Below are 13,767 nucleotides of genomic sequence, written 5' to 3' on the forward strand. Positions count from 1 at the left end.
ACCTATTCTCCTCTTTTCCAGCGCGTACCTTGAGGAGTGTCCTCCAATACAATATTCATGCTCTTTAACTGGTCACGAATTTGATCAGACAATGCGAAGTCACGATTCCTTCTAGCTTCATTCCGCTTCTCAATTAATGCTTCTACCTCTTCGTCAAGCGTGTGCTTTTCTTCTAGTGAGAAGCCGAGGACGGATGTGATTTCTTGGAACAAGCCAATAAATGCCTTGATCACTTCCTCGGAAGTATGATCATTTTCCATATAGTAATTCGCTTGTTTCGCTAGTTCAAATAAAACAGAGATGGCATTTGCCGTATTGAAGTCATCATTCATTTCAGAAATAAATGTCGCTCGCTGCTCTTCAATCTTTGTCAGCCATTCCGTGTTATCCTCTGTTAAATTGGTACTGCTCTCAAGGCGATGATGTAGATTTGAATAGGATGTTTTGAGTCTGTTAAATGCACTCTTTGTACTTTCCAATAAGTCAATGGAGTAATTGATTGGATGACGATAGTGAACAGACAGCATAAAGAAACGAAGCACATCTGGATCTTGTTCTTTAATAATGTCATGTACGAGCACAAAGTTCCCAAGTGATTTTGACATTTTTTCATTCTCAATATTAATATACCCGTTATGCATCCAATACTTCGCAAAAGGTTTTCCTGTCAAAGCCTCAGATTGAGCAATCTCATTCTCGTGATGAGGGAACGTTAAATCCTGTCCGCCAGCATGAATGTCAATCGTATCGCCTAAATACTTTTTGACCATCGCAGAGCACTCGATGTGCCACCCTGGGCGCCCTTCTCCCCACGGGCTATCCCAAGAAATCTCCTGATCCTTTGCGGCCTTCCATAGTGCAAAGTCGAGTGCATCCCTTTTCTTTTCACCTACACGAATACGGGCACCTGTCTTTAATTCATCAATCGATTGGTGAGACAGTTTTCCGTAACCTTCAAATGAGCGTGTGCTGTAATACACGTCACCATCTGCTTCATAGGCGTAGCCTTTTTCAATCAATGTGGCGATAAACGCAATGATATCATCCATATTTTCTGTCACTCGCGGGTGAAGGTCTGCTTTTTTGCAGCCTAATGCACTGACGTCCTCAAAGTATGCTTGGATAAATCGATCAGCAATCGTTGGGACATCTTCGCCTAATTCGTTTGCTGCTTTGATGAGTTTATCATCCACATCAGTAAAGTTGGATACGAAATTCACATCATAGCCGCTATATTCTAAATACTTACGTACCGTATCATATACAATGGCCGGTCTTGCATTCCCGATATGAATGTAGTTATACACGGTTGGTCCGCATACATACATTTTGACCTTTCCTGGTTCAAGCGGGACAAACTCTTCCTTCTTACGTGTCAATGTATTATAAATATTGATTGTCATGATTGTTCTTCCTTTCTGCTCAATGAAGCCAGCTCACGTTTTAGCTTTTCCATTTCTCGCTCCAATTCTTTGAAACGATCAGAAACTGGATCTGGCAAATCTTGATGATTGAGATCACGATTGATTTTCTTTCCATTTTGAACGACCACTCGCCCAGGTATACCTACAACAGTAGAATGGTCTGGTACGTCTTTTAACACAACAGACCCCGCACCAATCTTGGACCCTTTTCCTACGGTAATAGAACCGAGCACCTTAGCACCAGTCGCAATCAGCGCATCGTCCAAAATAGTTGGATGCCGCTTTCCCTTTTCTTTCCCTGTTCCCCCTAATGTCACGCCTTGGAAAACAGTGACGTTATCGCCAATTTCACATGTTTCCCCAATCACGACGCCCATGCCGTGATCAATAAAGAACCGCCGGCCGATGGTTGCTGCTGGGTGAATCTCAACCCCTGTGAAAAACCGGCTGACCTGAGAAATGATCCGCGCAAGAAAATACAGCTTACGCTTGTAAAATGCATGCGCAACACGATGAGCCCAAATCGCATGAAGCCCTGAATAGGTTAGCACTACTTCAAGATAGCTTCTAGCAGCAGGATCTTGATCAAACACAGTATCAATATCTTCTTTCAGCATTTTGAAAAACACATGCTCCCCCCGTTCTTCCCCATCAATCTCTCTTAGGACTTACTCTCTTTTTTGGACAAATAAAAAACGCCTCTGCCATATGACAGAGACGTTTTGAAAACGCGGTTCCACTCTGTTTAGAAAGCCTCTTATTGCAAACTTTCTCAACTTCATCCCATAACGGAGGGTACCGCCCTTGCATACTAACATACGTGTTCCTCAAGGGTCTTGAGGGTGCATTTCCAACGTCTGCCCATAAGTCTCTTTCAGCCGGTGAAGACTCTTTCTGTGATAGGCGAAAACATTGTACTTCTCCCTCGCAACGATTTTCCTTATATTTGTTTAATGCGGTTTAATACCGTCTCTTTACCTAGTAGTTCAATACTTTGCGGAAGCTCTGGGCCATGCGTTTGTCCAGTGACAGCCACACGAATTGGCATGAATAGTTTCTTACCTTTATGCCCTGTTTCTTTTTGTACCGCTTTAATGGCAGCTTTGATTTCATCAGGTGTGAAAGACTCAAGACGTTCAAGCTGACCTGCAAACGAAGCCATCACTTCTGGTACTTGCTCTTCTGCAAGAACTTCCTTTGCCTCTTGATTATACTCAATTTGTTCCTTAAAGAACAACTCTGTTAACTCAACAATTTCTGCTCCGTAGCTCAATTGCTCGTGGTATAGAGAAATGAGTTTGCGCACCCACGTGTTTTCTTCTTCTGACAGCTGCTCGCTTACCTTGCCTGCCTTTTGAAGATGTGGAAGTGTAAGTGCCACAACTTGATCAAGATCAAGTGCTTTCACGTATTGGTTATTCACCCATTTTAGTTTATGCATATCAAATAGAGCTGGTGACTTAGAAAGTCGATTGACATCGAAAATATCGATGAACTGCTCTTTTGTAAATAGTTCCTCTTCGCCAACTGGAGACCATCCAAGTAGTGCAATGAAGTTAAACAAAGCTTCTGGTAAATAGCCCAAGTTCTTATACTGTTCGATGAACTGGATAATTGATTCATCACGCTTACTTAATTTCTTGCGATTCTCGTTTACAATCAGCGTCATATGTCCGAACAGCGGAACATCCCAGCCAAATGCATTGAAGACCATAATTTGTTTAGGTGTATTCGAGATGTGATCCTCACCACGAAGAATGTGAGTCATTTTCATCAAATGATCATCCACCGCTACAGCGAAGTTATACGTTGGCGTACCATCTTTCTTCACAATAACAAAGTCACCGATGCCGTCTGTTTCAAATGAAATCTCGCCTTTGACCATATCGTCAAATTTGATGATTTCTCCTTTTGGCACACGGAAGCGGATGCTTGGCTCTCTTCCTTCAGCAATCAGCTTGTCCTCTTCTTCTTTTGATAAATGACTGCATTTACCAGAGTATCGAGGCATTTCACTGCGGGCAATTTGTGCTTCACGCTCTTCTTCTAGTTCTTCAGCCGTACAATAGCACTTATACGCCAAATCTTTCTCTAGCAGCTCGTCATAATATTTTTTGTAAATATCATTACGCTCTGATTGTCTGTAAGGACCGTAGCCCCCATCTTTATCAATGCTCTCATCCCAATCAATTCCGAGCCACTGCAGGTGGCGAAGCTGACTTTCTTCTCCGCCTTCTACATTACGCTTTTGATCCGTATCCTCGATTCGAATAATAAATTTGCCGCCTTGGCTGCGTGCGAACAAATAGTTGAAAAGAGCCGTTCTAGCATTCCCAATATGTAAATGACCAGTTGGACTCGGTGCATAACGAACACGCACTTCATTTCCCATGAGTTTAACTTCCTTTCATCTGCATCATGTTGTCTGACACCAATTTTTTATAAACGTATTTTATCATCAAAACCCATTCTCATCAAAACGGATTTTACTTTTTCTGAAGAAGTACGGTTGCTTGAGAGGCAATTCCTTCGCCTCTTCCTGTAAATCCAAGTTTCTCTGTCGTTGTTGCTTTGACATTCACCTGTGTGACATCTGCCTCAAGAGCTTCTGCGATTTTCTCACACATTGGCTGAATGTATGGTGCCATCTTTGGTTTTTGCGCCATGATCGTGCAATCGATATTCACCAGTGTATAGCCTTTTTCTTTTACAAGCGCCCACACGTGCTGAAGTAATTTAAAAGAGTCTGCATCTTTAAACTCAGGATCCGTGTCTGGGAAATGTCTGCCGATATCTCCTTCTGCAATCGCACCTAGGCAGGCATCCGCCACAGTATGAAGCAGTACATCCGCATCTGAATGCCCAAGTAGACCCTTTTCATAAGGGATCGTCACACCGCCAATAATAAGAGGTCTTCCCTCTGTTAATTGATGCACATCAAAACCTTGTCCTATTCTAAACATGTTCTAGTACCCTCTTTCCGCATCCATAATTGCCTTGGCAACCAATAAATCATCCGGTGTTGTCAGTTTAATATTGGTATAGTCTCCTTGGACAATATACACACTCTCACCGTGTAATTGTTCCACAAGACTGGCGTCATCTGTTCCAAGAAAGCCTGTCCGCTCCGCATGTTCATGCGCTTCTTTTAAAATAGAATGACGAAAAGCTTGTGGGGTCTGGACTGCCCACAAGCTCTGACGTTCAATGGTTTGTTCCACTTTGCCTTCTTGAACGCGTTTGATTGTGTCTTTCACTGGTACCGCTACGACTGCGGAGCCTTTTTCAATCGCTGCTTTAACGAGCAAGTCAATCTGTGTATGCTTAATAAAAGGCCTTGCGCCATCATGAACAAGCACGATGTCCGCATCTTGCACAGCCTTCAATCCTTCGTATACACTTTGCTGCCGTTCTTCACCGCCAGTGACAAGTGAAACAGGCGTTTGAAAAGCGTGTACCTTCAGTAGCCTTTCAAAGTCACGACGCTCTTCCTCATTGATCGCTAAGATCATGCGTCTACATTGTGAATGAGCGTCAAACACCTTCAGTGTGTGGATGATGACCGGCATTCTTTTCAATTCAATAAAAAGTTTATTGCGGCCGGCCTTCATTCGCTTCCCCTGCCCCGCAGCCGGAATAACTACTTCATAATACATGTTCGTTCTCCCTTTAGAGCGCCTTCTCCAGAAGTTTTGGCTTCGCAAAAATCATTCTTCCAGCAGCAGTTTGCAGCACACTCGTGACGAGCACATCAATGTCTTTTCCAATATAATTGCGTCCTTCTTCGACCACAATCATCGTACCGTCATCTAAGTAAGCAACACCTTGGTTATGCTCTTTCCCATCTTTGATGACCTGTACCTTCATTTCTTCCCCAGGCAGTACAACCGGTTTGACTGCATTGGCTAGATCATTGATGTTTAACACTGCTACTTTTTGAAGTTCGCATACTTTATTTAAATTAAAATCATTTGTCACAACAACACCTGAAGTTAACTTAGCGAGTTTCACAAGCTTACTGTCAACCTCTTGAATATCTTCAAAGTCACCTTCGTAAATTTCAACTTTAATATCCAGTTCTTTTTGGATACGATTTAAAATATCAAGACCTCTTCGGCCTCTATTTCTCTTTAATACATCAGAAGAGTCTGCAATATGCTGTAATTCCTCGAGTACAAATTGAGGAATGACCATCACACCTTCTAGGAATCCAGTTTGACAAATATCTGCGATTCTTCCATCAATGATAACACTTGTGTCTAAAATTTTCAGCTTTTTATCTTCTATTTCAGGTTCATCATCAGCTGCTCCTTTTTTCTTTGTGACCTTTGCAGATCGGGAGAACAGCCCCATCATTTCATCCTTCTTCTTAAACCCTACCTGAAATCCAAGGTATCCTAAAAAGAAAGCCAGGAAAATCGGAATAATGGTACCAAAAATATGATATGGGATATTGTTTAGCGGGATCACGTTTACAATAAGATATGCTAGAATAAGTCCAAATACTAAACCGAAACTTCCAGATATAAGATCAGGAAGAGGCGCCTTCAATAGAGAATCCTCGATCCATTTCACCCAATTAACCACATAGCCTGTGCACCATTTACCAATGATAAAGAACACAGCGGCTCCTATTAGTGCTGAAGAGTAAGCATTTGTTATGAAAGGTATGTCCTTCACATTTAACAGCAGAAATAACTCTGGAATGATAAAAATCCCTACAACTGCACCGAAAATGATAAAAAACGCCTGAACGATTCTTTTTAACATACCTTCACCTCCTTTATTTTTCATCTGTCAATCCACCTTCATCTGACATTGATATATGCTTAAGTTTCCTATCATCATGAACAGAAAACAAAACCATCATTAATATACCCATATTCATCCATTTTTAACCGTATTTAAGAAAAATTTCTCTTTTTATAGCTGACGGTCGATATAATGTTTTTCTTGCAGTCTTTTTAATCCTTTTTTTATCTTTTTCGCTCTTACTTCTCCAATTCCTTCTACTTCATCCAAATCTTGTACATCTGCTTCCATAATTCGATCTAGCACACCAAATGCTTCGACCACGTTTTCAACGATCGGCATAGGCAATCTAGGGATTTTATGAAGTAATCTGTACCCTCTTGTGTACACATATTCGTCAATATTTGTAGATGCTGAATAGCCGAGTAACTTGTACAAAATAGAGTCATCTAAAAGTTCAAAGCTCGACATATCTTGGAGCTGTTTCAGCAGCACATATGGATCTTTGATCTTTTCTTTCACGTAATCTTTAATAAATAACGCCGCTTCCTGCTCCATATCTGTAATCAGCTCATTGACTTGCAGACGGATCAAGTGTCCTTCTGTCCCAAGCTCTTTGATATACATATTGATTTCATTTTTGATTCTAAGTACCATTTCATAACGATGTAGCACGGATAATACATCACCAAAGGTCACAAGCTCTTCAAATTCTAAGGCGCTTAACGCAGAAATGGCATGATCTAAAATGGTTTTATATTTCTCCAGTGTTTGTATCGCTTGGTTGGCCTTCGTCAAAATAAAACCAATATCTTTCAGCGTATATCGTCGATTCCCTTGGTATAAGGTAATAACATTCCGACGTTCAGAAATGGCAATGATTAAGCAACCTGTCTGCTTTGCTACACGTTCAGCCGTTCGGTGTCTCATGCCTGTTTCTGATGAATGAATGGTTGCATCCGGCATGAGCTGTGTATTCGCATACAAGATTTTTTGACCAGAGTCACTTAAAATAATCGCCCCATCCATCTTCGCCAATTCATATAAATGTGCTGGGGAGAATGCAGAATTAATATGAAATCCTCCATCTACCACACTTTTCACTTTATCGTTATAACCAACAACAATGAGCCCTCCAGTATTGGCTCTTAGGACGTTTTCAATCCCTGCCCGCAGGGGTGTCCCCGGTGCCACAAACTGGACAATATCTAAGAGATCGACTTCTCTCGCTCCTTTTTTCTCTTTTTCCATTTCTATGATCCCCCTAGTGAAATACGAAGTGCCTCTGCTACATTTTCTACACCGACTAATTCAATCCCTCTCGGTTTTTTCCATCCATCTATATTCGCCTGAGGAATAAACATTCGTTTAAATCCTAGTTTAGCAGCTTCCTGCACACGCTGTTCAATTCTTGATACTCTTCTGACTTCTCCCGTCAGACCCACTTCTCCTATAAAGCAATCTGCTTGATGCGGCGCTGCATCTTTAAAGCTTGATGCAATACTAACGGCAATAGCCAAGTCTATCGCTGGTTCATCAAGTTTCACACCACCTGCGACCTTTAAATAGGCATCTTGATTTTGCAGCAGCAGCCCTACCCGTTTTTCTAAAACGGCCATAAGCAATGACACTCGGTTATGATCAAGGCCAGTAGCCATTCTCCGTGGATTCCCAAAGCTCGTCGGTGAAATAAGTGCTTGTATCTCCACTAGAACAGGTCTTGTTCCTTCCATTGAGGCAACAACACACGATCCAGATACACCTGCTGACCGCTCTTCTAAGAAGATTTCTGATGGGTTTAATACCTCTGTGAGCCCTTCCTCTCTCATTTCAAAAATCCCTAATTCATTCGTTGAACCAAAACGGTTTTTCACTGCCCGTAAAATACGAAACGTATGATGGCGCTCCCCTTCAAAATAAAGAACTGTATCCACCATATGCTCTAAAAGGCGCGGCCCAGCAATCGAGCCTTCCTTCGTCACGTGACCAACGATAAAAATAGGAATACCATTCGTCTTGGCAATTTTCATCAGCTGGGCAGTGCATTCCCTCACCTGAGAAACAGATCCAGGAGCTGACGTGATATCGCTTTGATAAACGGTTTGAATTGAATCGACCACAACAAAAGCGGGTTTCATCTCTTGTATAGCAGACGTTATATACTCCATATCGGTTTCAGCCAAAACATGTAAAGAGGCACTTTCAATACCGAGACGGTCCGCCCTAAGCTTCGTTTGTTTGATTGATTCCTCACCAGATATGTATAACACATTCTGATTTTGATCTGATAGCTGTGCTGAAACTTGTAATAATAGTGTGGACTTCCCAATCCCAGGATCACCGCCAATAAGAACGAGTGAACCTTTGACAATTCCACTTCCTAATACTCGGTTAAATTCTTCTAAATTCGTTTTAATTCGGGGTTCTTCGGATGTTTCAATTGCAGATATAGGTGAAGGTTTTTGAATGGTTTGAACAGAATGATTAAACGCACTTCGACGATTTGCCGGCTCTTTACGAACGACCTCTTCTGTCATACTGTTCCAAGTGCCGCAGCCGGGACATTTCCCCATCCATTTGGCTGACTCATAACCGCACGATTGGCATATAAATTTTGATTTTGACTTAGCCATAGATTGAAGAATACAACTCCTTATACTGGTCAGAAAATAAGTAAAGGGAGGCATCCAACTTACTGGTATGCCTCACACTTTTTTCTTACTATATTAGTTCGTAGCAGCCGTTGCTTTTACGACAATTTCTCCATCTTCTACATCTAATACGATATGTTGGCCCTTTTCAATATTGCCTTTCAGCAATTCCTCAGAAAGTCGATCCTCGACGTGCTTTTGAATCGCTCTTCTTAACGGACGAGCACCATACTCAAGATCTACGCCTTCGTCGGCAATCTTGGCTTTTGCTGCTTCCGTCAATTCAATTGAAAGGTCCTGCTCTTTTAGTCGTTTTGTCAATTGATCAGACATGAGAGACACAATCTCTTTTAGATGTTTCTTTTCGAGTGAGTGGAAGACAATGATTTCATCAATACGGTTGATGAACTCCGGTCTAAACGCACGTTTCAACTCACCCATTACTTTGCCTTTCATATCTTTGTAATTTTGACTTTCATCCTGCACGTTAAAGCCAACATATTTATTGCGCTTCAGCTCACTAGCTCCAACGTTTGAAGTCATAATCAAAATCGTATTTCTAAAGTCAACAGTACGACCTTTAGAATCAGTGAGACGACCATCTTCTAACACTTGAAGTAAGATGTTAAACACATCAGGGTGCGCCTTTTCAATCTCATCTAGAAGCACGACAGAATACGGCTTTCTTCTCACTTTTTCAGTCAGCTGACCGCCCTCATCATAGCCCACATAGCCTGGAGGTGATCCAACAAGTCTTGAAGTCGAGTGTTTTTCCATGTACTCAGACATATCAATACGAATCATCGCTTCTTCATCACCGAAGATAGACTCAGCGAGTGCTCTTGCAAGCTCAGTCTTACCAACACCTGTTGGCCCTAAGAAAATAAAGGAGCCTATCGGACGTTTCGGATCTTTTAGTCCAGCACGGGCACGTCTTACAGCTTTTGCAACAGCAACAACTGCTTCATCCTGTCCAATGACGCGAGAGTGGAGCAATTGTTCCATGTTTAGAAGCTTATCTGTTTCTGTTTGAGCAATTTTTGAAACAGGTACTCCCGTCCAGCTAGAAACAACCATTGCGATATCATCCACAGAAACCTCTGAATTCTCTTGTCCCTGCTTTTCTTTCCAAGATTTCTTCGTCACTTCTACCTTTTCACGCAAACGTTGCTCCGTATCACGAAGAGAAGCGGCTTTTTCGAATTCTTGACTTTGAACAGCTGCATCCTTTTCCTTGCGTACTTCATCCAGCTTTTGCTCAAGTTCCTTTAGATTAGGCGGTGTTGTGAAAGAACGTAAACGAACTTTTGAACCCGCCTCATCAATTAAGTCAATCGCCTTATCTGGAAGGAAACGATCAGAGATATAACGATCAGAAAGCTTTACCGCCGCCTCAATGGCTTCATCTGTAATAGACACACGGTGATGTGCTTCATAACGGTCTCTAAGCCCTCTTAAAATTTGAATACTTTCATCAACAGATGGCTGGTCCACTTGAATTGGCTGGAATCGACGTTCAAGTGCAGCATCTTTTTCAATATATTTACGGTACTCATCTAACGTTGTTGCCCCGATACATTGAAGCTCACCACGTGCTAAAGATGGTTTTAGAATATTAGAGGCATCAATCGCACCCTCTGCTCCTCCTGCACCAATCAGTGTATGAAGCTCATCAATGAAGAGAATGATATTTCCAGCCTGACGGATTTCGTCCATGACTTTTTTCAAACGATCCTCGAATTCACCACGATATTTCGTTCCCGCTACAACGGTTCCCATATCAAGTGTCATGACTCGTTTATCACGCAAAATTTCAGGCACTTCGTTGTGAATAATTTGCTGTGCGAGGCCTTCTGCGATCGCTGTTTTACCAACACCAGGCTCTCCAATCAAGACAGGGTTATTCTTTGTTCTTCTACTTAGGACCTCAATGACACGCTGAATTTCTTTGCTACGGCCAATCACAGGGTCCAAGCTGTCCTCTTTCGCAATAGCCGTTAAGTCTCTTGCCAAGCTATCTAAAGTTGGTGTATTGGCATTGCTATTAGATCCTGCCGCAGATGCACCCGTTTCATTGCTGCCTAGAAGCTGCAATACTTGCTGGCGTGCTTTATTTAAGCTTACTCCGAGGTTATTTAAGACACGGGCAGCTACCCCCTCTCCCTCACGAATAAGACCTAAAAGAATATGTTCTGTCCCTACATAGGAATGACCAAGCTTTCTCGCTTCATCCATAGAAAGCTCCGTAACCTTCTTCGCTCTAGGTGTGTAATGAGGAATAGCTTGAGACACCTCTTGCCCTCTTCCAATCAAGCTCTCGACTTCTTTTTGGATTTTATCTGAAACAAGGCCCAGTGCTTCTAATGCTTTTGCGGCGATGCCCTCACCTTCACGTACAAGACCAAGTAAAATATGCTCTGTTCCGATGTTCTTATGGCCTAGGCGAATGGCTTCTTCTTGTGCAAGTGCTAATACCTTTTGAGCTCTTTCAGTGAATCTTCCAAACATCATATCGTTTCATCCTCCTGTCCATTCCTATGCATTTCTAAGCGCAGCCTTTCTCTAATAATTGCTGCTCGTTTTATATCTCTTTCATTTGGTTCCAAGGCTCCTCCTGAATATTGCTGAAGGAAGCCAGGCTGTGTCAAAATCATGAGTTCATTCAGTATATTACTTGAAAGCCCCTTAATGATACCTAAATCAATTCCAAGTCGCACATCTGACAAACACTTAGCCGTTTCCTTAGATTCAATCATGCGACAATTAGCCAAAATCCCCAAGGAACGGTACACTCTGTCTTCAAGTTCAATTTTAGACGTCTGATATAATGCCTTACGTGCAGATCGCTCTTGTTCAATGAGCTGCGCCGTCACACTATTCAAGTCATCTACAATATCTTCTTCTGATTGACCCAGTGTCATTTGATTTGAAATTTGAAAGATGTTTCCTATTGCTTCGCTACCCTCACCATAAATTCCTCTGACCACAAGACCTAATTGATTAATTGCAGGAATAATGCGATTCATTTGTCTTGTCAGGGCTAATGCTGGTAAGTGCATCATGACTGAAGCCCTAATACCTGTACCTACATTGGTCGGACAGCTCGTTAAGTATCCTCGCTTTTCAGAAAACGCATAATCCACTTGCTCTTCAATCCAGTCATCTATTTGGTTAGCTGCTTTTAGTGCATTAGCCAGCTGAAATCCTGGGAACAAGCATTGAATACGAATATGGTCTTCCTCATTCAGCATGACACTGATTTCTTCATTTTCTGAAAGCAAACAGCCTCCAAATCTTGATTCTGCTAAATTGGGGCTAATCAAATGCTTTTCAACAAGTACCCTTTTAGCCAAAGGCTGCGTGTCATTCATTCGAATCAGAACAAAGTTTCCAATGTCCTTCACTTCCTGGCTCGCAAACTTTTGCTCGAATTGCTGAAGAACAGCTTCAGCCTCCTCTTGAGAAAACTGAGTTGGGAAACGAACATGCTCTAGATTGCGTGCCAGCCGAATACGACTGCTTAGAACAATGTCACTTTCTGGTCCTTTCTGTTTCATCCATTGACTTAATGCGTCTTGAATAAAATGCTGGAGCGACATGTCGTTAATCTCCCTCCCTCTGCTGAGATTGCTCATGCTCTAACGCACGAATTTGATCTCGAACTTCCGCTGCTTTTTCAAACTCTTCCTGTTCAATCAGCTGCTTCAGTTCTTGCTGCATTAACTCAAGTTTCCGGCGAACATGCAGACTACCGGCAATCCGTTTAGGGACTTTTCCATTATGGACTGTATTTCCACTATGGACTTTCCTTAAAACAGGATTTAAATACTGATCAAAGGTTCGATAACATTCTGCACAGCCAAAACGGCCTGTTTTCCTGAATTGCTGAAAAGTTAAGCCACACTTAGGACATTGATCCACTTCTCTTGCCTCTTGAAAAATAGATGATCCTTTATTCGCACTTGTGGTAAAGCTAGGATCAATATTCAATAAGCCTGATAATAAGTTGTGAATCGAGAAACCTTGGTTTCCACTCATAGCATATGAATCACTGTTTTCTTTTGCACATTGTTCACATATGTGCATTTCTTGTTTTTCTCCATTTATTACTTTCGTAAAGTGAAAAGTGGCTGGTCTCTCATTGCATTCTTGACAAATCAATCTTTTCACCCGCTTTACTTTAATTTCAAAGCATTTAACATCGCTTTCATCATCCGAGCCCGCAGTTCATCTCGTTCAGGTAAATCAATGTGTAAAACAGAACGGTCCATGACACTAATCATCATCTTTGCTTCTCTTTCAGATAAAATGTTGTTCTCAACAAGACGCATGATGATATGATCAGATGCAGCCTGTGATAAACGATGATATATTTGGGAAATAATGTTGTTCAATAAATCGACTTCATCATTCATTTTGACTTTAATGATACGGATATAGCCACCGCCGCCACGCTTACTTTCGACGATATAACCTCTTTCGCTCGTAAAGCGTGTATTGATAACATAGTTAATTTGTGAAGGTACGCATTGAAACTTATCTGCAATTTCATTGCGTTTAATTTCTAATATTTCTCGACCATTCTGATCCAAGACTTCCTTCAAATACTGCTCGATGATATCAGAAATATTTTGTGCCACTCCGCCTCCTCCTCCATTGACTTTGACTATATTTGACTTTAATCTTACTATAAATTTTTTCGATCGATTTTTCAAGATAATCGCTCAACTAACAATATTATTTCCACATTTATCTGGTGCCAAACGTCCCAAAAACACAAAAAAGACCAGTTCCGACTGGAACTGATCCTTTGAAAAGCTTGGCGGCGTCCTACTCTCACAGGGGGAAACCCCCAACTACCATCGGCGCTGAAGAGCTTAACTTCCGTGTTCGGTATGGGAACGGGTGTGACCTCTTCGCTATCGCCACCAAACCTGATG

General features: G+C 41.8%; 12 protein-coding genes, 1 rRNA gene and 1 other annotated feature. All 13 genes read right to left on the reverse strand.

The genetic code is table 11. The features are described 5' to 3' along the window. Positions 1 to 2: 2 nt before the first annotated feature. The 13 genes from cysS to rrf all read right to left on the reverse strand — a co-directional run bounded on the left by cysS (position 3) and on the right by rrf (position 13,760). Positions 3 to 1,403 carry a cysteine--tRNA ligase gene (cysS, locus tag FBF75_RS18835; RefSeq protein WP_008345429.1) on the reverse strand — a complete coding sequence of 467 codons (1,401 nt, stop codon included), beginning with the start codon at positions 1,401 to 1,403 and terminating at the stop codon, positions 3 to 5. Beyond that, positions 1,400 to 2,053 carry a serine O-acetyltransferase gene (gene cysE / locus FBF75_RS18840; protein ID WP_017366453.1) on the reverse strand — a complete coding sequence of 218 codons (654 nt, stop codon included), beginning with the start codon at positions 2,051 to 2,053 and terminating at the stop codon, positions 1,400 to 1,402. The genes cysS and cysE overlap by 4 nt, the downstream gene beginning before the upstream one ends. Before the next feature lie 81 nt (positions 2,054 to 2,134). Further along, positions 2,135 to 2,364: a binding site (T-box leader), on the reverse strand. After that, positions 2,365 to 3,816, reverse strand: a complete 1,452-nt coding sequence (gltX, locus tag FBF75_RS18845; protein ID WP_035391581.1) for a glutamate--tRNA ligase — start codon at positions 3,814 to 3,816, stop codon at positions 2,365 to 2,367. A gap of 94 nt (positions 3,817 to 3,910) precedes the next feature. Further along, complete coding sequence (ispF, locus tag FBF75_RS18850) at positions 3,911 to 4,387, reverse strand: 2-C-methyl-D-erythritol 2,4-cyclodiphosphate synthase (RefSeq protein WP_007496273.1); 477 nt, start codon at positions 4,385 to 4,387, stop codon at positions 3,911 to 3,913. 3 nt (positions 4,388 to 4,390) lie between these two features. Then, positions 4,391 to 5,080: a 2-C-methyl-D-erythritol 4-phosphate cytidylyltransferase gene (ispD, locus tag FBF75_RS18855; RefSeq protein WP_008345432.1), complete on the reverse strand. Its 690-nt coding sequence runs from the start codon at positions 5,078 to 5,080 to the stop codon at positions 4,391 to 4,393. Positions 5,081 to 5,093: 13 nt separating this feature from the next. Further along, complete coding sequence (locus FBF75_RS18860; RefSeq protein WP_003217214.1) at positions 5,094 to 6,194, reverse strand: PIN/TRAM domain-containing protein; 1,101 nt, start codon at positions 6,192 to 6,194, stop codon at positions 5,094 to 5,096. Positions 6,195 to 6,347: 153 nt separating this feature from the next. Further along, positions 6,348 to 7,427, reverse strand: a complete 1,080-nt coding sequence (disA, locus tag FBF75_RS18865; RefSeq protein ID WP_136945069.1) for a DNA integrity scanning diadenylate cyclase DisA — start codon at positions 7,425 to 7,427, stop codon at positions 6,348 to 6,350. Between the two features lie 2 nt (positions 7,428 to 7,429). Beyond that, positions 7,430 to 8,809 carry a DNA repair protein RadA gene (radA, locus tag FBF75_RS18870; RefSeq protein WP_017359160.1) on the reverse strand — a complete coding sequence of 460 codons (1,380 nt, stop codon included), beginning with the start codon at positions 8,807 to 8,809 and terminating at the stop codon, positions 7,430 to 7,432. 93 nt (positions 8,810 to 8,902) lie between these two features. Then, positions 8,903 to 11,338 carry an ATP-dependent protease ATP-binding subunit ClpC gene (clpC, locus tag FBF75_RS18875; protein WP_007496263.1) on the reverse strand — a complete coding sequence of 812 codons (2,436 nt, stop codon included), beginning with the start codon at positions 11,336 to 11,338 and terminating at the stop codon, positions 8,903 to 8,905. Further along, on the reverse strand, positions 11,335 to 12,426 hold the full coding sequence (mcsB, locus tag FBF75_RS18880) for a protein-arginine kinase McsB (protein ID WP_008345444.1): 1,092 nt from the start codon (positions 12,424 to 12,426) through the stop codon (positions 11,335 to 11,337). The genes clpC and mcsB overlap by 4 nt, the downstream gene beginning before the upstream one ends. Positions 12,427 to 12,430: 4 nt before the next feature. Beyond that, positions 12,431 to 12,988 (reverse strand): protein-arginine kinase activator protein McsA, encoded by a 558-nt coding sequence (mcsA, locus tag FBF75_RS18885; RefSeq protein WP_007496258.1) that lies wholly within the window; start codon positions 12,986 to 12,988, stop codon positions 12,431 to 12,433. A gap of 14 nt (positions 12,989 to 13,002) precedes the next feature. Continuing rightward, complete coding sequence (locus FBF75_RS18890) at positions 13,003 to 13,467, reverse strand: CtsR family transcriptional regulator (RefSeq protein WP_003217184.1); 465 nt, start codon at positions 13,465 to 13,467, stop codon at positions 13,003 to 13,005. A gap of 177 nt (positions 13,468 to 13,644) precedes the next feature. Then, positions 13,645 to 13,760, reverse strand: a 5S ribosomal RNA gene (rrf, locus tag FBF75_RS18895). Positions 13,761 to 13,767: the final 7 nt, after the last annotated feature.

The sequence above is a fragment of the Bacillus sp. S2(2019) genome, assembly GCF_005144805.1.
GTDB lineage: Bacteria > Bacillota > Bacilli > Bacillales > Bacillaceae > Bacillus > Bacillus altitudinis.

What these genes read in the sequence shown, in the direction of transcription:
- FBF75_RS18860 (WP_003217214.1), bottom strand. Translation starts at nt 6,194, where the DNA reads ATGTTAAAAAGAATCGTTCAGGCGTTTTTTATCATTTTCGGTGCAGTT.
- mcsB (WP_008345444.1), bottom strand. Translation starts at nt 12,426, where the DNA reads ATGTCGCTCCAGCATTTTATTCAAGACGCATTAAGTCAATGGATGAAA.
- cysS (WP_008345429.1), bottom strand. Translation starts at nt 1,403, where the DNA reads ATGACAATCAATATTTATAATACATTGACACGTAAGAAGGAAGAGTTT.
- ispD (WP_008345432.1), bottom strand. Translation starts at nt 5,080, where the DNA reads ATGTATTATGAAGTAGTTATTCCGGCTGCGGGGCAGGGGAAGCGAATG.
- clpC (WP_007496263.1), bottom strand. Translation starts at nt 11,338, where the DNA reads ATGATGTTTGGAAGATTCACTGAAAGAGCTCAAAAGGTATTAGCACTT.
- gltX (WP_035391581.1), bottom strand. Translation starts at nt 3,816, where the DNA reads ATGGGAAATGAAGTGCGTGTTCGTTATGCACCGAGTCCAACTGGTCAT.
- radA (WP_017359160.1), bottom strand. Translation starts at nt 8,809, where the DNA reads ATGGCTAAGTCAAAATCAAAATTTATATGCCAATCGTGCGGTTATGAG.
- disA (WP_136945069.1), bottom strand. Translation starts at nt 7,427, where the DNA reads ATGGAAAAAGAGAAAAAAGGAGCGAGAGAAGTCGATCTCTTAGATATT.
- ispF (WP_007496273.1), bottom strand. Translation starts at nt 4,387, where the DNA reads ATGTTTAGAATAGGACAAGGTTTTGATGTGCATCAATTAACAGAGGGA.